The 19,426-nt window shown below is 67.1% G+C and carries 16 protein-coding genes; 10 read left to right on the forward strand and 6 right to left on the reverse strand.

Going from position 1 to position 19,426, the window contains the following annotated elements; genetic code table 11:
- Positions 1-153: 153 nt before the first annotated feature.
- The 3 genes from ACXC9Q_RS02470 to ACXC9Q_RS02480 form a co-directional block, all read right to left on the reverse strand.
- A complete protein-coding gene (locus ACXC9Q_RS02470) occupies positions 154-1,848 on the reverse strand; it encodes an ABC transporter ATP-binding protein (RefSeq protein ID WP_457054822.1) in 1,695 nt (564 codons plus the stop codon).
- Positions 1,849-1,921: 73 nt separating this feature from the next.
- The gene (locus tag ACXC9Q_RS02475) at positions 1,922-3,496 is read right to left on the reverse strand and encodes an ABC transporter transmembrane domain-containing protein (RefSeq protein WP_457054823.1); all 1,575 of its coding nucleotides are present in this window, start codon (positions 3,494-3,496) and stop codon (positions 1,922-1,924) included.
- A gap of 405 nt (positions 3,497-3,901) precedes the next feature.
- Positions 3,902-4,741: an alpha/beta hydrolase gene (locus ACXC9Q_RS02480; protein WP_457054824.1), complete on the reverse strand. Its 840-nt coding sequence runs from the start codon at positions 4,739-4,741 to the stop codon at positions 3,902-3,904.
- Positions 4,742-5,036: 295 nt separating this feature from the next.
- Here ACXC9Q_RS02480 and ACXC9Q_RS02485 point away from each other — a divergent pair, with 295 nt between their 5' ends.
- Together ACXC9Q_RS02485 and ligD are read left to right on the forward strand one after the other, a co-directional pair.
- Positions 5,037-5,579 (forward strand): hypothetical protein, encoded by a 543-nt coding sequence (locus tag ACXC9Q_RS02485; RefSeq protein ID WP_457054825.1) that lies wholly within the window; start codon positions 5,037-5,039, stop codon positions 5,577-5,579.
- A 51-nt stretch (positions 5,580-5,630) separates the two neighbouring features.
- Positions 5,631-6,602 (forward strand): non-homologous end-joining DNA ligase, encoded by a 972-nt coding sequence (ligD, locus tag ACXC9Q_RS02490; RefSeq protein ID WP_457054826.1) that lies wholly within the window; start codon positions 5,631-5,633, stop codon positions 6,600-6,602.
- Positions 6,603-6,613: 11 nt separating this feature from the next.
- Here ligD and ACXC9Q_RS02495 read toward each other — a convergent pair whose 3' ends face one another.
- Positions 6,614-8,002, reverse strand: a complete 1,389-nt coding sequence (locus ACXC9Q_RS02495; protein WP_457054827.1) for an SIR2 family protein — start codon at positions 8,000-8,002, stop codon at positions 6,614-6,616.
- Between the two features lie 232 nt (positions 8,003-8,234).
- On the opposite strand from ACXC9Q_RS02495, the gene ACXC9Q_RS02500 reads away from it, so the two are divergent.
- Positions 8,235-10,985 (forward strand): ATP-binding protein, encoded by a 2,751-nt coding sequence (locus tag ACXC9Q_RS02500; protein WP_457054828.1) that lies wholly within the window; start codon positions 8,235-8,237, stop codon positions 10,983-10,985.
- A gap of 212 nt (positions 10,986-11,197) precedes the next feature.
- Positions 11,198-11,779: an SDR family oxidoreductase gene (locus tag ACXC9Q_RS02505; protein WP_457054829.1), complete on the forward strand. Its 582-nt coding sequence runs from the start codon at positions 11,198-11,200 to the stop codon at positions 11,777-11,779.
- A 3-nt stretch (positions 11,780-11,782) separates the two neighbouring features.
- On the opposite strand, the gene ACXC9Q_RS02510 is transcribed toward ACXC9Q_RS02505, so the two are convergent.
- On the reverse strand, positions 11,783-12,280 hold the full coding sequence (locus tag ACXC9Q_RS02510) for a winged helix-turn-helix transcriptional regulator (protein ID WP_457054830.1): 498 nt from the start codon (positions 12,278-12,280) through the stop codon (positions 11,783-11,785).
- Between ACXC9Q_RS02510 and ACXC9Q_RS02515 the strand changes: the two genes are divergently transcribed.
- A complete protein-coding gene (locus tag ACXC9Q_RS02515; protein ID WP_457054831.1) occupies positions 12,279-13,595 on the forward strand; it encodes an MFS transporter in 1,317 nt (438 codons plus the stop codon). The genes ACXC9Q_RS02510 and ACXC9Q_RS02515 overlap by 2 nt on opposite strands.
- 17 nt (positions 13,596-13,612) lie before the next feature.
- Entirely contained in the window at positions 13,613-14,089 is a 477-nt protein-coding gene (locus ACXC9Q_RS02520) for an RrF2 family transcriptional regulator (RefSeq protein WP_457055757.1), read from the forward strand.
- Between the two features lie 10 nt (positions 14,090-14,099).
- On the opposite strand, the gene ACXC9Q_RS02525 is transcribed toward ACXC9Q_RS02520, so the two are convergent.
- Positions 14,100-15,161 carry a LacI family DNA-binding transcriptional regulator gene (locus ACXC9Q_RS02525; RefSeq protein WP_457054832.1) on the reverse strand — a complete coding sequence of 354 codons (1,062 nt, stop codon included), beginning with the start codon at positions 15,159-15,161 and terminating at the stop codon, positions 14,100-14,102.
- Positions 15,162-15,403: 242 nt separating this feature from the next.
- On the opposite strand from ACXC9Q_RS02525, the gene ACXC9Q_RS02530 reads away from it, so the two are divergent.
- The 4 genes from ACXC9Q_RS02530 to gtfA are packed head-to-tail and all read left to right on the forward strand — an operon-like array spanning position 15,404 to position 19,263.
- Entirely contained in the window at positions 15,404-15,883 is a 480-nt protein-coding gene (locus ACXC9Q_RS02530; RefSeq protein WP_457054833.1) for an SRPBCC family protein, read from the forward strand.
- Positions 15,880-17,256: an MFS transporter gene (locus ACXC9Q_RS02535; RefSeq protein WP_457054834.1), complete on the forward strand. Its 1,377-nt coding sequence runs from the start codon at positions 15,880-15,882 to the stop codon at positions 17,254-17,256. Before ACXC9Q_RS02530 ends, ACXC9Q_RS02535 begins: the two co-directional genes overlap by 4 nt.
- Before the next feature lie 11 nt (positions 17,257-17,267).
- Entirely contained in the window at positions 17,268-17,774 is a 507-nt protein-coding gene (locus tag ACXC9Q_RS02540) for a universal stress protein (protein ID WP_405067012.1), read from the forward strand.
- 13 nt (positions 17,775-17,787) lie between these two features.
- Positions 17,788-19,263 carry a sucrose phosphorylase gene (gtfA, locus tag ACXC9Q_RS02545; protein WP_457054835.1) on the forward strand — a complete coding sequence of 492 codons (1,476 nt, stop codon included), beginning with the start codon at positions 17,788-17,790 and terminating at the stop codon, positions 19,261-19,263.
- The last annotated feature ends 163 nt before the right edge of the window (positions 19,264-19,426 follow it).

A 19,426-nucleotide genomic window follows, 5' to 3' on the forward strand; every position in this document is an offset into this window, starting at 1 on the left:
ATTCTCACGTCACTCCTTACCGGTGCTGGGCGGTGTCACGCGGGCGTAGAGAGGACGACCGTACCGGCGATTTTCCCGCCCCACTGGCCAGACGTGCAACAACACCAGCGCGCCGACCCTGATCGGTCGTCGAACCTGTTGCGGGCGGGCGAGCTACCCCTCATCCGGCAGCGACTGATCTTCGGACGATGCTCCATGCCATGACTGCCAGAGTTTGCCGTAGACGCGTCCTGCGCTGACAAGTTCGTCGTGGGTGCCGAGCTCGACGAGTTCGCCGGCTTCCATGACTGCGATTCGGTCGGCGTCGTGCGCTGTCTGCAGGCGGTGGGCGATCGCGATCACGGTGCGACCGCGAAGGACGGCGGCCAGTGATCGTTCCGTTCGCCGTGCTGTTTTCGGGTCGAGTTGTGCGGTGGCTTCGTCCAGGATCAGGGTGTGGGGATTGGCGAGAACGACTCGGGCCAGAGAGAGCTGCTGGGCACTAGCGCCGTCGAGGTTGGTGTCGTGGCCGAGCTCGGTGTCCAGCCCGTGTGGTAGGTCGGCCAACCACGCGGCTCCGACGGCGTCCAGCGCGGCGTACAGCTCCTGCTCCGTCACGTTCGGTCGTGCGATGCGCAGGTTGTCGCGCACGGTGTCGTGGAACACGTGATGATCTTGGGTGATCAGTACGACGTGCTCGCGCAGGTGGTCGGGCGACAGGTCGGCAACTGGTGTCCCGCCGATCGTCACAGACCCGATGTGCGGGCGGTCGAGGCCGGCGAGGAGACGTGCGAGGGTTGATTTTCCTGCGCCGGAGGTGCCGACGATGGCCAGCCGTTCTCCGGGCTGTACGACGAGATCGATTCCGTGAAGTACGTCGCGAGCGCCCGTGTAGCTGTAATACGCGTTGTTCACTTGGATACGGTCACCGGCGAGGGCGTCGACGCCTTGGCCGTTCGGGGTCAGCTGGATGTCAGCCAACCCTTCGACGCGGGCGTAGGAGGCTCCGGCTCCTTGCAGCTGTTCGATCCAGAGCATCAGCGTGTCGAGTGGGCCGACGAGTTGGCGTAGGTAGATCGTCGCCGTCACCACAGTTCCCAAGCTGACCAGACCGTTGGCGTACAGGCCACCGCCGATGACCAGGACGCCGACCACTGGGAGTGCTAGCGCAACTTCCGACCACGGAAACAGCACCGTTCGCAGCCACAGTGCACCTAGGCGTGCGGACCGGGCTTGAGTGATGGCGGCTTCCGTGACCTGTGTCCGGCGGTGTTCCAACCCGAGCAGTTCGATCGTGCGAGCGCCTTTGGCGGTGCTGGCGACGACGTCGGCCAGCTCTGCACCAGATGCGGCGACTGCCAAATAGGCCGGCCTCGCACGTCGCAGATACCAGCGCACGGCCGCTCCAACGCCGATCAAGCACACGAGCCCGCACAGCCCGAGCCACGGATCCAGGACGAGCACCGCGACGATGAGGAACAGGGCGTGGACGACGGCCACGAGAACTTCGGGCACCGCCGACCGCAAGGTCGTGGCCACCAGCGAGGCATCGGTGCTGCCGCGGGCGATCAGATCGCCGGCCGGAAGATGGTCCGCCTCCCGTGGGGGCAGCGCCAAGGTCCGTTGCAAGAATCGCTCTCGAACGCGTGCGGCGGTGCGTTCGCCGAACCGATAGCCGATCTTGAGCGCCCACCACGTCAGCACCGTCTGCACGATCGTCAACACCAGCGCGCCGAAGGCAAGTCGGTCCACCGTGCTCAGCACGTCACCGGAGCCGGTTTGGATCGTGTCGATGATTCGGCCGAGCAGCCACGGACCGGTCAGAGCTGCCGCAGAGGCGAGCCCATTGACAAGGATGACCCCAACCACGGCTCGGCGGTCTGCGCCCAAGTCTCCTATCGCCGCGGCACGGACCTCGGCTGGGCCCGCGACCGGCATCTGCCTACTCACCGGCGACCCCATCGCCTTCGGTGTCAGCTTGGGCGCGGGAGACCAGGCCGCGATAGTAGGGGTCGCTGCGCAGAAGTTCCGCGTGCGTTCCGACTGTCGAAGCGTGGCCGTCTATCAGGACGATGACCTCGTCAGCACGATCGAGCACGAGTGGCGACGCCGTCGTGACGACTGTGGTCGTGCCGCGCCGGGCTTCGCGGAGCCGGTCGATCATGGCCGCTTCGGTGTTGGCATCGACTGCAGAGGTCGGGTCGACGGCAAGCAGTACGTCGGGTGTGGAATAGACGGCGCGGGCGAGTTGGAGGCGTTGCCGTTGCCCACCAGACAGGTCGCTCCCGCCGGCGGCGATCGCCGCATCCAGACCGCCGGGCAACGCCTCCACCACATCCTCGGCGACGGCGGTACGGATGGCCGCACGAATCCGGCCATCGTCAGGCTCAAGACGCCCCGCCACAACGTCCCGCACTGTGCCGGCGAACACCTCGGCATGGTTGTCAGCGACAACCAACCGATGCCGGAACTCTTCCCGGGCAACATCATGAATCCGCACACCGGCCCACGTCACACCTGCCTCCGAATCGGTGCTCAGGTGCCCGAGCCTCTCGATCACCGTGATCGCCTGCGCCGGCCGGGCAGCTACCAACGCTGTGAAAACGCCAGGACGAACGATCACGCCCGAGTCAGGATCGGCCAACGGGCCACAGCCGGTCGGGATCGTCGCAGGGTCGTCGTCGTTGTGACGTACGACCGGCAGGTTGAGCAGATCGATGATTCGTTGACCGGCCACCCGAGCGCGAGCGATATCGCCACCGCCCTCGATGAAGGACGCCACCGGAACGACCAGCACGGCAACGTAGCCGTAGACGGCGACAAGATCACCGATGGTGATATCGCCGACCGCAGCCATCCTCGCCGACAACCACACCACGGCGGCCAGGAACAGCGCCGGCAGGCCGCTCGACAATGCGCCAACCCAGCTCGAGGGTCCGGCGACCCGGTAGCCACGATCCACCAATCCCTGCGACTGCTGTTCATACCGCTCGGCCACAAACGCCTTCCCACCGAGGCCATTCAGCACGCGAAGTCCGGCCAACACATCGACCAGACGCGTCGTCAACCGCCCCTGGTACGCCCGGTACTCGCCGCCGGTGTGTTCGATGCGCCGCAGGAACGGACCAACTGCGATAGCGAGCAGCGGAACTCCGGCGAGGACCAGGGCGGCCAGCCACGGTGAAATGGTGAACAGCACGACCGCAACGACGGCGTAGGCCAGGACCGCGCCAACGCCAGGCCCCGTGACCGTCAACGCCTGCGCAACGGTGTTCACGTCGGCGATGCCGACGGTCACCACCTCCCCAGCGCTCACGCGACGCGCCAGAGAGGCACCCAAGCGGGACGTGTGCCACACCGTCGCCCGGACCGAGCGAAACGATGCGTCCATCCGGATCTTGGTCATCGTGCGGTGCCGAGCGATCCCCAGCAGCGCGTTGAGCACACTGACCACGAGCAGTACGAGCGCCCACCCGACGAGAGCGGCGGTATCGCCGGCGACAAGTCCATCATCCACCGCACGGGACAGCACCCAAGGTGGCACCGCCAAACCGACCATCCAGCAGCAGCCCAATGTCGCACCCATCGCGACACGTCGTGACTGCGATCGGGTAAGCCAGAGAAGGAAGCGGAAGGAGCTGGTCAGATCACCCGACGTCGGCGGTACCCAGGTCTCGGTCGTCCTGTCCAACCACCGGCGTACAGCAGCCATCCGCCACATCCGCCGACGTGCACTCTCGCGGGCCATGCCGCAGATCCTCGCAGCAACGCATCAAACGAGGAAAACCACTCGTGATGCATCAGCTGCGTGTGCTGTCATCTCAGCCGCCGAACCTGCTGATGCGGGCGCTGTCGCCGGCCAGGCCCCAGGAGTGGGACCTGGCCAGTGAGCTGCTCCGTCGACGTGGCGCGGAGTTGGCGGTCACCTCACCCGGGTTGAGCGGGCCGCGTGTTCGATGAGGGCGGTGAACCGAGGCGCCTGCCGGGTGATTCCGCCGACGTGGCTGGCGGTGGAGTATTCGACGATGGTGGCGCCGACGCGTGTTGCCATCCAGCGTTCCTGGGCCGGGTCGATCATGCGGTCCTGGCCGGACACGGCGTACCAGGCCGGAACGTTGTGCCAGCCGACCGGGCCGGAGGGCGTCGTGACGATGGGGAAGTTGAGCGGCCGCTGTGCGGCGTTCAACCCGGCTGCCTGCCGATTGCTGAGGTCTTGAGCGAAGTACTGATGGAAATAGGCCGGGTCGATGTACGCCGGCGACGCGAACGGCTCGCCGGTGAAGACCAGGTGCCCGAAGGCCTCGGACGGGGTGAAGTCGGCGCCGAGGCTGGCAATCGAGTCGCCCTCGTCAGGTACGAGCGCCGCCGCGTACACGAAGGCGGAGACGTCCGTGCGGCCGTGGGAGGCGCCGGCGGTGACGATGCCGCCGTACGAATGGGAGACCAGCACCTTCTTGCCCTGGATGCTGTCCAAGGCGGTGCGGACGATCGCGACATCGTCGGCGACGCTGTTCAGGCCGAGCTCGGGGGTCACGGTGCGGTAGCCGTCGTCCTTGAGTTGCCGGGCGACGTCGAGCCAGCTGGTGCTGTCGGCCCAGGCACCGTGGACGAGCACGATCGTCGGTTTGGTGGTGTGCGCCTCGGCGGGCACTGTCAGGGACACGGCGGCGGTCAGGACGGCCAGTACGGCGGCTCCGAGCGCGACGATCCTCCGGCGGCGGCCTGGGGGAGTGGCGGTCTCCGATGTGGAATGGGTGTGCATTTGGTCCTCCTAGTGCGGTGAGTCCGTTGCCGCCACTCTGGGCGGAAAGCGCGGACCTGGGCGCCCGCGTAGTCCCGGGTCAATGCCCGGGTCGGCCGCCCGTTACATCACCCGGTGCCGGGTCGGCCTCATCCACTCGCCGCTGCCCGCTGCCGTCCGGGGGACTCGGACCCGGGAGCGGCCGGGGAACTCACAGGCGCGTCCCCTCCTGCTCGGCTCCCACAGTTGAGCTGCCTGGACCAAACGCACTGACCGAAGTCCCGAAACCTGTCGACCGAGAAGGGTTGGTTCGCTGATGCCCTGGACCCCCACCATTCAGTCCTGCGACTCCTACCTGGACGATCGCACCGGCAAGTACGAGTTCCGCGCCGTCCGGTACCGCGCCGCCGCCGACTGGCTGACAGCGAGCGGACTCACCGATGACCTGACGATCGTGGACGTCGGCGCCGGCATGACCGAACTGGACTACTGCCTGCGCGCGGAGTACGGGTGGCGGGGACGATACATCCCCGTCGACGGCGGCATCGACGGTGTCAATCTGAACTACTGGACGCCACCTCGGGAGGCGCATTTCTTCGTCGCCCTGGAGATCATCGAGCACCTGTTCAACTGGCGCGCCCTGATCGAGCGGATGCAGCAGAAGGCGCTCATCGGAGTGGCGATGTCTACGCCCAATCCGCGCACCACGGACGTGATCGGGATGGACCCGACGCACATGGTCGAGGTGTACTCCAAAGATCTCGAGTCCTACGCGTTCAATGTCTCGGAGGAGACGTTCTACGGGGGCGTATTTTCAGACGGAGAGCCGGACGCGCTGTTCGCGACCTGGAGACGCTGACCAAGCTCCGCGACTGCCCCGCAAGCTGGACTTCCGTTTGGAGGACAAGTGATGCCGACCGACGATCGCCGGCCGCAGCCGATGCCCACGACGGCGAGCGCGATGCTGGCCACGCTGACAGACGAGCGGTTCTCCGATCCGGAGTGGTTGTTCGAGCGGAAGTGGGACGGCGTGCGATGCCTGGCGTTCCGTACGGCGTCAGGCGAGGTCCGACTGCGTACACGCAATGACAAGCCGCTGGAAGGCACCTACCCCGAGATCGCCGACGCGGTGGCGAGCGAGTGCGAGGTGGCCGCGGTGCTGGACGGTGAGGTCGTGGCGTTCGTCGGCCGCCGCACCAGCTTCGAGCGCCTGCAGGGCCGCTTGGGGCTGACCGATCCTGTCGCTGCGAGGGCGACCGGCATCGCTGTCTTCTACTACGTTTTCGATGTGCTGCATCTCGACGGGTACGACGTTCGGGGCTTGCCGTTGCGGGAACGCAAGCGCTTGCTCCGCGACGCCGTCCATTTCGCCGATCCGCTGCGGTTCACGGCGCACCGCAACACCACAGGCGAGGAGGACCTCCGCAAGGCGTGCGCGCGAGGTGATGAGGGCGTGATCGCCAAGCGGGCCGATTCGCCGTACGCCGCCGGTCGGTCGCACGACTGGCTGAAGTTCAAGTGCGTGCGTGACCAGGAACTGGTGATCGGCGGCTATACGGCACCGAAGGGCTCCCGGATCGACTTCGGCGCGTTGCTCGTCGGCTACTTCGACGGGGACGATTTCGTCTATGCCGGGAAGGTCGGTACGGGTTTCAACGCCTCGGTGCTCAACAACCTGTACGCGCGAATGCAGAGCCTGGAGCGGGAACAGTCCCCGTTCACTCGTGGACGAGTTCGTGAGCGGGACGTGCACTGGGTCGAACCGCGGCTCGTGGCGCAGATCGGCTTCACGGAATGGACCCGGGACGGGCTGCTCCGGCATCCGCGGTACACCGGGTTGCGGAACGACAAGAACGCGCGAGAGGTCGTGCGCGAAAGCTGATCGGTCCCGATCTAGCCTCTGGGTCGGCACATGGCCTGGTCGATCGCGGTCATCGCGGCCATCACCGCGACGTCCGGATCGGGATCGGCCAGGTTGTGCCAGACCTGGGGATCACACGGGCGGCCGCCGAGATCCGGAGGTGTGCTCGAGCTGTCCCAGACGTCTCGAGCAGTTGCGCCGCTGGAGGCCAGCGGGATGACGCTGACGCCGCGTTCGAGCGCCCAGCGGACCTCCTCGCTGGTGCCGCTTCCCCCGCAGATGACAAGCAGCGCGCGGCAGTCGTTGAGGACGCTGCCGACGAGTTCTTCCCGCTCCAGGTCGGTGAAGATCGCGGTGCCGACGTGCGCGTCCATCAGTGGTGCTTGTTCTCCGAGATTCTTCCGGAAGTAGATGCGGAACCGGTCAGGCTTGTAGCGGCCGTTGGCCCGGAGGAGTTCGGCGAAGCGGCTCGTGACGCCCCACCCCGCCGGTCCGCCGAGCGAGGCTAGCTGCCACGACGGAGGACGTGCGGTGAGCGCGACCGCGAGCTTGTCGTACCACGGTTTCAGTAAGGCCTTGTCGCCGCTCCCGCTGACGAACAAGCGCTCCGGGCGGGTTCGGGTGGTGATTGCCCGCAGCATCGGGGTGAGTTCGCTGAAGTCGTTGATCTCGCAGACGTGCACACCGCTGTTCTCCAAGTCGCGGACCCGCAGTTCATGGAGCTGGACCCCTTCGGGGTCGGCCGGTCGACGCAGGACGGTGAGGTGCCGGTCCGCGGCTGTGGTGCCGTACCGGCGAGCAAGTCGCAGCAGGACGTCGATGTTGGGGTCGGCGAAGCTGAAACCCAGGAAGAGCATGGTGCGGGTGAGGTACGACGCTCGCAGCAGGGCCCACATCCGCGGATGCGTGTCCTCGTACTGCTCGAAGTCGCTGCGGGTGATCACCGGCGGCGCGATCCAGGTCGGCGGGTTGTCGAGGCTGAGGCCGCCGTGCATCTTGATGATCGTCCGGCGCCCGGTGCCGATGTCCAGGGCATCGTTGTCCTGCGTGGCGACGCTGGCGTCGGGAGCTGCCGTTTCCAGCAGCGAATCGAAGTTGGTCGTCCAGATCTCGTCGATCGGGAGCTTCGCGATGAGGTCATGACTCAGTGCCGGTGTCCGGTACGCCGACAGTTCCTTGCGCAGGTGATTCTCCAACGCCGGGCGCCGGCCGGGACCGTTCTGCTCGTAGTACTCGGCGAGCAATGGCAGGTCCGCGAACGCGCCCGCTACGCCGATCTCGGCGGCGAGCGGGCTCAGGAGGTCGTTCCAGGTCGGCAGTCCGGCCGCCGCGGACAGGCCGGCGCCCACGAACAGCGAGGCGACTCCGGCATCGACGGCGCCGCCGAAGATCCCCACGAGTTCGTACCGGTCGATGGTCACCCGGACAGCGTGCCACGTCCGGCCCCCGCCCGTTCCCCTGGCGAGGATCTCAGAAGCGTCCGCTCTCAAAGTTGCGATGCTGCAGCTGTGAGAGAATCAGGCCGAGGTTTCCCGCCTGATCCGGCGCGTGTTGACCGACGCGATGACGTGAGTCGTCGAGGCCGCTGAGGCACACATCGACCTCACCTGGAGGCTCGATGGGCACGACAACCAGTGGTTTCTGGACGTCGTCGTGACCTCACCCCAGCTGCCCACGGAGCTCCGCGGCAGGCAGACCGAGTGTGCGACCCTTGACGCCCTCGTTGCCCGTGTGCGCGCCGGCGCGAGCCAGGTGCTGGTACTGCGCGGCGAGGCCGGCGTCGGCAAGACAGCGCTGCTGGACTACCTGGCGAGTGGACTGGGGCCGAGTTGCCGGCTGGCACGAGCGGCGGGCGTCGAGTCCGAGGTGGAACTGCCCTTCTCCGGCTTGCACCAGTTGTGCGCACCGATGCTGGACCATCTCGATGGCCTGCCCGGGCCGCAGCGTGACGCGCTGGCCACTGCTTTCGGGATGCACGCCGGACCACCGCCGGACCGATTCCTGGTCGGACTGGCAGTGCTGAGCCTGTTCGCGGACGTGGCGGAGGAGCAGCCCTTGGTGTGCGTGATCGATGACGCGCAGTGGTTCGACCCCATCTCGGCCCAGACACTCGCGTTCGTGGCACGTCGTCAGCTGGCCGATCCGATCGGGCTGGTCTTCGCGCTGCGAGGAGACCACGAGGACAAGGAACTGACCGGGCAACCGACGATGGTCGTTCGAGGACTGCGGGACGCCGACGCCCACGCGCTCCTCGACAGCGTCCTGCCCGGCGACGTCGACTATCGCGTGCGCGAGACGATTGTGGCCGAGACCCGGGGCAACCCGTTGGCGCTGCTGGAACTGCCTCGCGGTCTGTCGAGAGCCGAACTCAGTTTCGGGTTCGGTCTGGCGGCCACCGCGCCGTTGGACACTCAGCTGGAACAGGGTTTCTCCCAACGCCTGGCAGCACTTCCGGAACCGACGCGCCTGTTCCTGCTGGCAGCTGCCCTCGAACCCGTCGGGGACCTGAGTCTTCTGAGACGAGCCTTGCGGCGGCTCGAGGTCGACTTCGCCGCCTCGGTGCCGGCGGTGCGGGCGGGCCTGATCGAGCTGACCGTTCGAGTCCGATTCCGGCACCCGTTGGTGCGATCCGCCGTTGCCCGGGCCGCGGAGGTGACCGACCTGCGAGCCGTCCACCTCGCGCTGGCCGAGGAGACCGATCCGGAGCGCGATCCCGCCCGCCGGGCCTGGCACCGGGCGCACGCGGCAAGCGGGCCTGATGAGGAGGTCGCCGTCGCACTGGAAAGGTGCGCGGCTCGGGCGCGCTCCCGGGGTGGTCTGGCGGCGCAGGCGGCATTTCTCGAACGTGCCATCGAACTGACCGACGACCCGGCCCGGCGACCTGCCCGGGTTCTCGCCGCCGCCAGGGCCCGGCACCAATCCGGTTCGTCGGATGTGGCACTGGCGCTGCTCGCGGGCATCGAGACCGCGCCGCTCGACGAGCCGACGCACGCCGAGGTGGAGGTTCTCCGGGCGCAGATAGCGTTCTTCTCCAGCCGTGGCCGCGACGCGCCGCCACTGCTGCTGTCAGCCGCCCGGCGGATGGAAACGTTGGACGAAGCTGCCGCTCGCGGCGGCTACCTCGATGCGCTGGCGGCAGGGCTGCTGGTCGGACGCCTGGCCGACGACATCGGTGCCCGCGAAGTCGCCGTGGCAGCCCGCGCGGCACCTCCATCGACCGCTCGCCCGACCGATCTCCTGCTGGACGGCCTGGCGGTGCTGATGACCGAGGGCTACGGGGAAGGCGTCCCACTACTGCAGCGCGCCTTGACTGCCTGGCGCACCGAGGAGGTGTCGACCCCCGATGCCGTTCGCTGGCTGTGGCTCGCCACCCACGCTGCCCACGATATCTGGGACGACGAGAGCTGGGAGGTGTTCTGCACACGCCACCTCCGTCTTGCGCGCCAGGCCGGAGCCTTGGCGGTGCTGCCGATCGCACTCAACAGCCGGATGGGCCTGCACTTCCTCGCCGGCGAGTTCACAGCGGCGGGCGCCCTCGTCAACGAGTTCGCAACGGTCAACGAGGTCATGGGCAATCACCTGCTGCCGTACGGCGCTCTGGCGCTCGCGGCATGGCAGGGCCGGAGAGACATCGTCTCCGCGCTCACCCAAACCAGCCTCGCGGATGCCGCGGCGCGGGGTGAGGGCATGGGACTCACGATCGTCGATTACTCATCGGCAGTCCTGCACAACGGTCTGGGGCAGTACCAGGAAGCCATGACAGCGGCCGAGCAAGGCGCTGGATATCCCGACGAGCTCGGGTTCTCCACCTGGTCTCTGGTGGAGCTCGTCGAGGCCGCTGCGCGAAGCGGCCACCCCGACCGTGCAGCGGATGCACTCAAGTCGCTGAGTCGGACAACGATCGCCAGCGGCACCGACTGGGCACTGGGAATCGAAGCCCGGTCCCGCGCACAGGTGAGTCAGGGCGACACGGCCGAGGGCTACTACGCCGAGGCAGTGGAGCGACTCGGCCGGACTCGTCTGCGCGTCGAGCACGCTCGCGCCCTGCTGCTCTACGGCGAGTGGTTGCGGCGGGAGAACCGTCGTCGCGACGCCCGCAGCCACCTGAGGTCGGCGTACGAAATGCTGACTGACATGGGTGCCGACGCCTTCGCCGAACGGGCCCGTCGCGAACTGGTGGCGACCGGGGAGACGCTCCGCAGGCGATCCGTCGAGGCCCGGGAAGCATTCACTGCGCAAGAGGCGCAGATCGCGCGACTGGCGGCGGAGGGTCGTACGAACCCCGAGATCGGCGCTGAGTTGTTCCTCAGCCCCCGCACGGTCGAGTGGCACCTCCACAAGGTCTTCGCCAAGCTCGGCATCGGCTCTCGCCGAGAACTCACCGGCACCCTCCTCAACGCCTGAAGTGCCGGTGACCCGGGTGTTGACCCGGGACTACGCGGGCGCCTGGGGTGCGCCGTTCAGCCCAGAGTGGGGTTCACCGAACAGGACCGCACCTGGGCTGGGTCTTTGTTCCCAGGCCGCGGTAGCTGACTTGACTGCGCGATAGTCAGCTCCTTATATTCAGAATATCAAACCTGGATATTAGACATCCAGAATCATGTTGAGGAGTGGCGATGAGGATCTTTCTGGCCGGCGCGTCCGGAGTGATCGGGCAACGGTTGATTCCCCGGTTGGTTCAGCAGGGGCACGTGGTCGGCGCGATGACGCGCTCGGCCGGCAAGACTGGGCTGCTGCGCAACCTCGGCGCGCAAGCGATTCTCTGTGACGTCTTCGACCGGCAGGCGCTGATCCAGGCGGTGGTCGACTTCCAGCCGGACGTCATCCTGAACGAGCTGACCGACCTGCCGGACGACGTGACGAAGATCGGCGACCACGCGGACCTGAACGCCCGGATCCGGACCGAGGGCAACCAGAACCTGATCGAGGCCGCGCGGAAGAGCGGGTCGCCGAAGATCCTGGCTCAGAGCGTCGCCTGGCAACTGCCTGACGGGCCTGATGCTCTGGCCGTCGCAGAGCTGGAGGCTTCCGTTCTCGCCGAGGGTGGGGTCGTCCTGAGCTACGGACAGTTCTACGGTCCCGGCACTTACCACGAGCAAGGACAACCTGCGGAGCCCCGGGCCCACATCGACCGAGCTGCCGACCGGACGGTCGAGGCGCTGGGCGAACCATCCGGGGTGGTCATCATCACCGACTGAGGATCAGGTGTCCTGGGGCTCGGCCCAATCTCCGTTGGCCACGATCGCGAGGTCGTCGAAGTCGAGGTTCCGCCCGGATTCGGTGCGCGGACCGATGACCACAGGTTCGCCGGTACCTCGTTCCACCAGGCGCAGCGGCCCGCCCTCTTCCGCCTGCAGGTACTTGTTGCCCCACTGCATGAGTGCGAAGACGGCGGGCAGCAGGTCCCGTCCGCTGTCGGTCAGGTGGTACTCGTCGCGGGTGCGCCTGCCTGGCTCCCGGTAAGGCTGCTTGGTGAACAGTCCGAGATCGGTGAGTTCCTTGAGCCGCGCCGCCACGATCGCATCGGTGACTCTCGTGCGCCGGGCGAAGTCGTCGAACCGGGTGGTGCCGTAGAGGGCCTCGCGGAGGATCAGCATCGACGACCGGGTCCCGATGACATCCATCGCCAGCGCGATCGAGCAGTTCTCCAGCCGCCACGTACTCCGATCGGCCAGAACACCTTCGAACGTGATCGCCATGACTTCTTCACCTCACAACTTCAAGGAGCTTCTCTTGTCATCCTCCCAGGTCTCCACCAGGGCCTCCGCTACTCGGCGCCGCCCGCTCCTGCCGGCGGGAGTGGCTTTGGCGGGTGCGGCGGTCACGTTCACGAGCCTGTATCTCGCGGCGGGTGCGCTGACGCCGTTGCTCGTTGTCTACAAGGAGCGGTGGGACTTTCCTCCGTCGCTTCTCACGGTGGCGTTCGCCGTCTACGCGATCGGCTTCCTCGCCGCCGTTCTGACGGTCGGGTCGCTGTCCGACCATATCGGCCGGCGCCCGGTGCTGATCGGCGCACTGGTCGTTCAGGTCGCGTCGAACCTGCTGTTCCTCGCTGCCACCGACATCGACTGGGTGATCGCCGGCCGCATCGTGCAAGGAGTTGCCAGCGGCGCGGCGACGACCGCCTTCACCGCGGCGCTCGTCGAACTCGCTCCGCCCAACCGGAAGAGACTGGGCATGATCCTCGGCAGCGTCGGCCTGACCGGTGGCCTCGGATTCGGCTCCTTGCTGGCCGGCTTCGCGATCCAGTTCACGTCCGCGGCGAACACCATCATCTTCGTCGTCCTCACCATCGTCACGATCTTCGGCACCGTGATCGTTGCCCTGTCGCCCGAGAGCGTCACTCGCTCACCGGGTGCGCTCCGCTCGCTGATCCCGCGGGTCGCCTTCCCACCTGCGACCCGTAGAGAGTTCGCCGCGGCGGCTCCCGTCGTGGCCGCGGTCTGGATGCTCGCAGGACTCTCGGGCGGGATCGCGCCGAACATGGTGCGCAGCGTCTTCCATCTGAACAGCGGCCTGCTCAACGGCCTGGCCGGGTTCATCGCGCCGGCCACCTCCGCCGTCGTCGGACTCGTGTTCGCCCGCGTCGACTCCCGGCGCGCGATGACGATCGGCATCTACGCGTCCATCATCGGGGCCGTAGGCATCATCAGTGGCGTGTACGCCGGAAGCCTGGCCATCATGATCCTCGGCCAGGCGATCGCCGGTGTCGGCTTCGGTGCATCCTTCACCGCGGCCCTGCGCCTCATCTTCCCGCTCGCGGCGGAGCATCAGCGCGCGGGGGTCGTCGGTGGGATCTACCTCGTCTCGTACGTCGCGCTCGGACTGCCCATCGTCATCGAAGGTCAACTCACCGGCCCTCTCGGCGAGATCCCGGCAGTCTCCTGGTACACCGGATCGGCCATCCTCCTCGCCCTGATCAGCCTCATCGCCCAACTCCGCCTCAGGCGCCGTACTCCACATATCAGCGGCAGCCGCGGATCTCGCTTGACCACGACTATTCAAGATCTCTAATATCCAGAACTGTGAAGATGAGCGAGGGCGTCGAATGGGCGATGCACAGCTGCGTGAATCTCAGTTGGCTGCCCCATGAGGCCGTCACGGCCAAACGACTCGCCGCCTTCTACGACCTCCCCACGGCGTACCTCAACAAGCAGCTCCAGGCACTCACTCGCGCCGGGATTCTTTCCTCGGTCTCCGGACCGAAGGGTGGGTTCCAGCTCGCCCGGGACCCGCGCAACATCACCCTGCTCGACATCGTGATCGCGATCGACGGCGCCGATAACGCCTTCCGTTGTACGCAGATCCTGAAGGCCGGGCCAGGCGGCGACCCTCGCGCCAACTACCGCGACATCTGCGTGGTCTCCCAGACGATGCGCGCCGCGGAGCTCAACTACCGCCGCGAGTTGGCCGGCCAGACCATCGCCGATATCGTCGCCCGCGTCGAGGCGCAGGTGCCGGGAGTCCAGGACGACACCCGCACCCGTTTCGCCAACCTCAAATCCTGAACCCGGTCCATCACTTGCGGCGGGTTCGGCGTGGGGGTGCTGAGCTGGCGCGGAGGACGAGGTGGGTCGGGAGGACGATGTCGGTGTCGGGTTCGTGGTCCGACGGTGTCTCCAAGGCTTGCAGCAGTAGTTGGGCGGCGACCGCGCCCTGCTCGTGGGCGTCTTGTGCCACGGTGGTCAGGTCGAGGACCTGTGCCAGCTCGTGATCGTCGATGCCCACGACCGACATTCTTTCGGGCACCTGGAGGCCGGCCCGGCGTAGCGCCCACAGTGCCCCCAGGGCCAGTTCGTCGTACTCCGCGAACACCGCGGTCGGCAGTACCGGTCCGGAGAGCAGTTGCGTCATCGCGGCCGCGCCGCCTTCGATCCCGTAGCGACCGGTGACAGTGAGGTCCGGATCGACCGTGAGCCCAGCGGATCTCAGGGCCAGGTCGTAGCCCCGACGACGCTGCTCGGAGGAGGCGAAGCCGAAGCCGGGGTCGTCCGGTACGCCGGCGATGAGGCCGATCTTCTCGTGTCCCTGGTGCAGGAGATGGTTGATCGCGGTTCGGGCCGCGGCGACCTCGTCGATGCGTACCGATGGCGAGCCAGGCACGTGGGATCCCACACTGACGAGTGGGAGGTCGAGGGCGCGTAGCGCCAGTGTGTGCTGCTCGGTGAGTGGCATCGACAGCGAGAGGATGCCGTCGACCCGTCGGGCCAGCGGCATCCGTTCGAAGAACCTGTCGCGGTCGTTCGCGCTGCCGAGGTGGTAGAGGACGACGTCGTACCCGGACTCGCGCAGGACGTCCGTCACGCCGGCGACTACGGTGCTGAAGAACCAGCGGGTGATGAACGGGACGACTACTGCGATGGCACGGGTCCGGCCCGACGCCAGGCCGGACGCCTGGGGTGAGGCGACGTAGGAGAGCTGCTGCGCGGCGTCCAGCACGCGCCGGCGGGTCTGCGGAGCGACCTTGGACTGTCCGCGCAGGGATCGGGACACGGTGGCGGGGGATACGCCGGCCAGAGCGGCGACGTCGAGAATGCCGGGCCGGCCGGCCGTCGAGTCACGCCCCGGCTCAGTGCTCACGACTCACTCCAACTGGATTGCTTCATGGGTCTTCGGGTGAAAACGCTTCCATTGATCCTTTTCCGATCTTACCGCCAGTAAAGGCGTAAGAAATAAGGACTTGTGGAGTCAAGGCGACACGCCCTTGTTCATCGCCAGTGACTCATGTCACACTCACGGTGAAAACGCTTTTATCACTCCCGTCGGCCTCGCCTGATGCCTCCGCCCACGACCCGAGTGACGGCGCGGACGGAGGAGGAGCCTTGACAGCGAATGTGATCGTCACGGTGGAGCGCCAGTTCGACTACCCCCGCGAGCGAGTCTTCCGGGCATGGACCGAGCCGACGGAGCTGGCCCAGTGGCGCGGCTCCCCGGGCTGGCACGTCGAGACGGAGAGCCTGCGGGGCGAGCAAAGGCTCGGCGGCCACCACTATCACCTCAAGGTGCGCGACAACGATCCGAGCACCCGAGTGGGCACCGACGGCGTCTACACCGAGTACTTCGACCCCGACGTCTTCGTGTCGCGGGAGCGGATCACCGGCGATCCCGGCATCGACCCCGACGTACCGCTCGAACTGCGGGTCGAGTTCTCCAAGACCGGGCGTGACGGGACGCTGGTCCGGATCATCCAGGGCCCCTACGAACCCGACGTCGCCGGCTGGCACGGCGAGGGTTGGGAGAGGGAACTGAGCCGGCTTCAGGAGTTCCTCGTCAAGACGAGCCGGCAGGAGGCCACCTCATGAGTTCGACCGTGGAGCACTCCAGCCTGCAGCACACCGCCATCGTCCGGCAGAAGCCGCTGATGAACATGCGGCAGATCCTGCTGATGAATCTCGGGTTCTTCGGTATCCAGTACAGCTTCGGGATGCAGCAGACCGCCGTGAACCCGGTGTACGAGTTCCTCGGCGCCAATCCGGGCGACCTGCCGATCCTGAACCTGGCCGGACCGATCACCGGTCTTCTCATCCAGCCGCTCATCGGAGCTCTCTCGGACCGGACCTGGAGCCCTCGCTGGGGTCGCCGCAAGCCGTTCTTCCTCGCCGGTGCTCTCGGCTGCAGCATCTGCCTGTTCCTGTTCCCGTTCGTCACGGCGGTCTGGATGGCCGTACTGCTGCTGTGGCTCCTCGACGCCAGCAACAACACGGCGATGGAGCCCTACCGCGCGTTCATCGCGGACAAGTTGCCGCCGTCCCAGCTGGGCAAGGGCTTCCTGGCCCAGTCCTTCTTCACTGGTCTCGGCATCACACTCGCCAACATCTCGCTGTACGTCTTCCAGCAGTTGATCGACGGCGCCACCAAGGCCGGCATCCCGTACTGGGTGGTGGGATCGTTCATGCTCGGCGCGGTCTGCTCGATCGGGACGGTCCTGGTGTCGGTGCTGACCACTCCCGAGATCCCGCCGAGTGCGGAGGAGCTCGCCGCACTGCGGGCGAAGCGGGGCGGCTTCGGCTCGGCCATGCGGGAGATCGGCGAGGCGATCGTCGAGATGCCACCCCAGTTGCGCAAGCTGGGCCTGGTCTACCTGTTCCAGTGGTACGGCATGGTCTGCTACTGGCAGTTCGTCGCGTTGTCCATCTGGAAGTCTGTCTTCCCGCCGACCGATCAGGGCAAGGAGGACGCCGTCGCGTGGACCGGCCTCGTCAACGGCTGGTACAACATCGTCACCTTCAGCGTTGCCTTCTCGCTGGTCGCCTTCGCCCGCCGGCGTGGCGCCAAGGTGGTGCACTGCGTCTGTTTGATGCTGGCCGCCATCGGGTTGCTGATCTTCCCGTCGGTGGACAACAAGTACCTGCTCTTCATCCCGATCATCGGGCTCGGCATCGCGTGGGCCTCGATCATGGGTGTGCCGTACATCATGGCGGTCCGGATGATCCCGTCGACGCGGTACGGCGTGTACATGGGCATCATCAACATGATGATCGTCGTCCCAATGCTGATCCAGTCCGTCACCTTCGGGGCGATCTACGAGAACGTCCTCGGTGCGAACCCCAACAACGCCATCCGGTTCGCCGGCGTACTCCTCGGTCTGGCGGGGCTCACCATGCTGTGGATCAAGGAACCGCCGATCGTCCGTGACGTCGACGAGGTCAGCTACATGCCGTCGGCCGGGCACTGAGGAGGATCGCCATGACCATGAAGGACTACCGCACGATCGTTGTCGGCACCGACGGATCCGAGCTCGCGGGGCAGGTGGTCGCCCGGGCCGCTTGGCTCGCCGTCCGGGATGACGCCGACCTCGTCATCGTCTGCGCGTTCTCCCAGCTGCCCCGCCGGGCAGAGGCGAAGAACGTCGCCACCCTGGGCGGCGATCCGCGCACTGGACAGGTGCTGGGCCGCGAAGCCGCCGGCCTGGCCCTGGATGGGGCCATGACGACGGCGAGGAAGGAGGGGGCGACGGTCTCCGCCGCCCTCCTCGTCGATGGGGAGCCGTCCACTGCGCTGACCACCACTGCGGAGGAGCGTTCCGCGGACCTGATCGTGCTCGGTGCCGTCCACGACCGTTCACTCGCGGACAGACTGCTCGGAACGGTCGCTACCGAGGTGACCAAGCGGGCCGGCTGCGACGTACTCGTCGTCCGGCCGGTCGACGAGAAGGGTGATCTCGAGATACCCGAGGAGGCGTCCCGGGTCTGAGGGCAGGAGGGTCATGGCAGACAAGGTTGAGCTGATCGCCTACGCGGACCGCCTCGGCGGAGACCTGCCGGGACTGCATGAGGTACTGCGCGGGCCGCTCGCGGGACTGTTCGGCGGTGTCCATGTGCTGCCGTTCTTCCCGCCGTACGACGGCGCCGACGCCGGCTTCGACCCGGTGGACCACACCGAGGTCGACGAACGGCTCGGCAGCTGGTCGGACGTCGCGTGCCTCGCGAAGGACTTCGACCTGATGGTGGACGTCATCGTCAACCATGTCTCGGCCGACTCCCCGCCGTTCGTGGATTGGCTCGCGCACGGCGGGCGGTCCGAGTACGACGGTATGGTCCTCACCTTCGCCGGAGTCTTTCCCGACGGGGCGACCGAGGAGATGCTGCTGCGGCTGTACCGCCCGCGTCCCGGGCTGCCGTTCACGCCGTACCAGCTCGCGGACGGTACCAAGCGGCTGGTCTGGACGACGTTCACACCACAGCAGATCGATATCGACGTGCGGCACGCGGGGACGCGCGAGTACTTGGTCAAGGTGCTCGATCGGCTCGCCGCGGCCGGGGTGCGACGAGTGCGTCTGGACGCGGTCGGCTATGCCGTGAAAACGCCGGGGCTGACCTCGTTCATGACTCCTGAGACGTTCGAGTTCATCGACGACGTCACCGCCTGGTGCCGCGAGCGCGGGCTCGAGGTCCTCGTTGAGGTGCACTCGTACTACCGCCGGCAGATCGAGATCGCCCAGCGGGTCGACCGCGTCTACGACTTCGCCCTTCCACCGCTGGTGCTGCACGCGATCACCGCCAAGGACGCCGATCCGCTCCTGGCCTGGCTGGCCATCCGGCCGCCGGATGCGGTCACCGTGCTCGACACCCACGACGGAATCGGGGTGATCGACGTCGGCGCAGACGCCAGCGACCCATCTCAGCTCGGGCTGCTCACACCCGAGCAGATCGATCGGCTGGTCGAGGCGATCCACGACGGCAGCGGAGGCACCTCGCGCCAGGCGACCGGCGCCGCCGCCTCCAACGTCGACCTGTACCAGGTGAACTGCACCTTCTACGACGCCCTCGGCCGGGACGACGACCGCTACCTGCTGGCTCGGGCGGTGCAGTTCCTCACGCCCGGCATCCCGCAGGTGTACTACGTCGGGCTCCTTGCCGGTTCCAACGACATGGAGCTCCTGGCACGTTCCAACGTCGGACGCGATGTCAACCGCCACCACTACACACGCCCGGAGATCGAGCGCGAGCTGCGACGCCCAGTGGTGCAGGCATTGCTGCGACTCATCCGCTTTCGCAACTCCCACCCGGCTTTCGAGGGCGCGTTCTCAGCCGCGGGCGGCGGCCCTCACCTGACCATGACGTGGACCCACCACAACGACCAGGTAACCCTCGACGCGACCCTCGACACCTCGTCGGCCACCCTCACCTGGACCGAAGCAGGCACCCGCCGAACTGCGCCGCTCCACGAACTGCCCTTCTGACGCCTACCCGCATCGTCACCTCTCGGTGCCCGGCTGGCCGTCGGAGAGATGAGTCTAAATCTTGCAAAGATTGATTCAGATATTGCGTTGATGTGTCTGCCGCGTTACGGTCTGGCCACGCGCCGCAGTCCCTCGGGGCTGTGCGATCGACTATCCGCCCCTG

The organism is Kribbella sp. CWNU-51 (genome assembly GCF_054073265.1).

Excerpts from the sequence above, each read along its gene's own strand:
- ACXC9Q_RS02480 (WP_457054824.1), bottom strand. The coding sequence starts at position 4,741 with ATGCACACCCATTCCACATCGGAGACCGCCACTCCCCCAGGCCGCCGC.
- ACXC9Q_RS02485 (WP_457054825.1), top strand. The coding sequence starts at position 5,037 with ATGCCCTGGACCCCCACCATTCAGTCCTGCGACTCCTACCTGGACGAT.
- ligD (WP_457054826.1), top strand. The coding sequence starts at position 5,631 with ATGCCGACCGACGATCGCCGGCCGCAGCCGATGCCCACGACGGCGAGC.
- ACXC9Q_RS02505 (WP_457054829.1), top strand. The coding sequence starts at position 11,198 with ATGAGGATCTTTCTGGCCGGCGCGTCCGGAGTGATCGGGCAACGGTTG.
- ACXC9Q_RS02515 (WP_457054831.1), top strand. The coding sequence starts at position 12,279 with ATGACTTCTTCACCTCACAACTTCAAGGAGCTTCTCTTGTCATCCTCC.
- ACXC9Q_RS02510 (WP_457054830.1), bottom strand. The coding sequence starts at position 12,280 with ATGGCGATCACGTTCGAAGGTGTTCTGGCCGATCGGAGTACGTGGCGG.
- ACXC9Q_RS02520 (WP_457055757.1), top strand. The coding sequence starts at position 13,613 with ATGAGCGAGGGCGTCGAATGGGCGATGCACAGCTGCGTGAATCTCAGT.
- ACXC9Q_RS02535 (WP_457054834.1), top strand. The coding sequence starts at position 15,880 with ATGAGTTCGACCGTGGAGCACTCCAGCCTGCAGCACACCGCCATCGTC.
- ACXC9Q_RS02540 (WP_405067012.1), top strand. The coding sequence starts at position 17,268 with ATGACCATGAAGGACTACCGCACGATCGTTGTCGGCACCGACGGATCC.
- gtfA (WP_457054835.1), top strand. The coding sequence starts at position 17,788 with ATGGCAGACAAGGTTGAGCTGATCGCCTACGCGGACCGCCTCGGCGGA.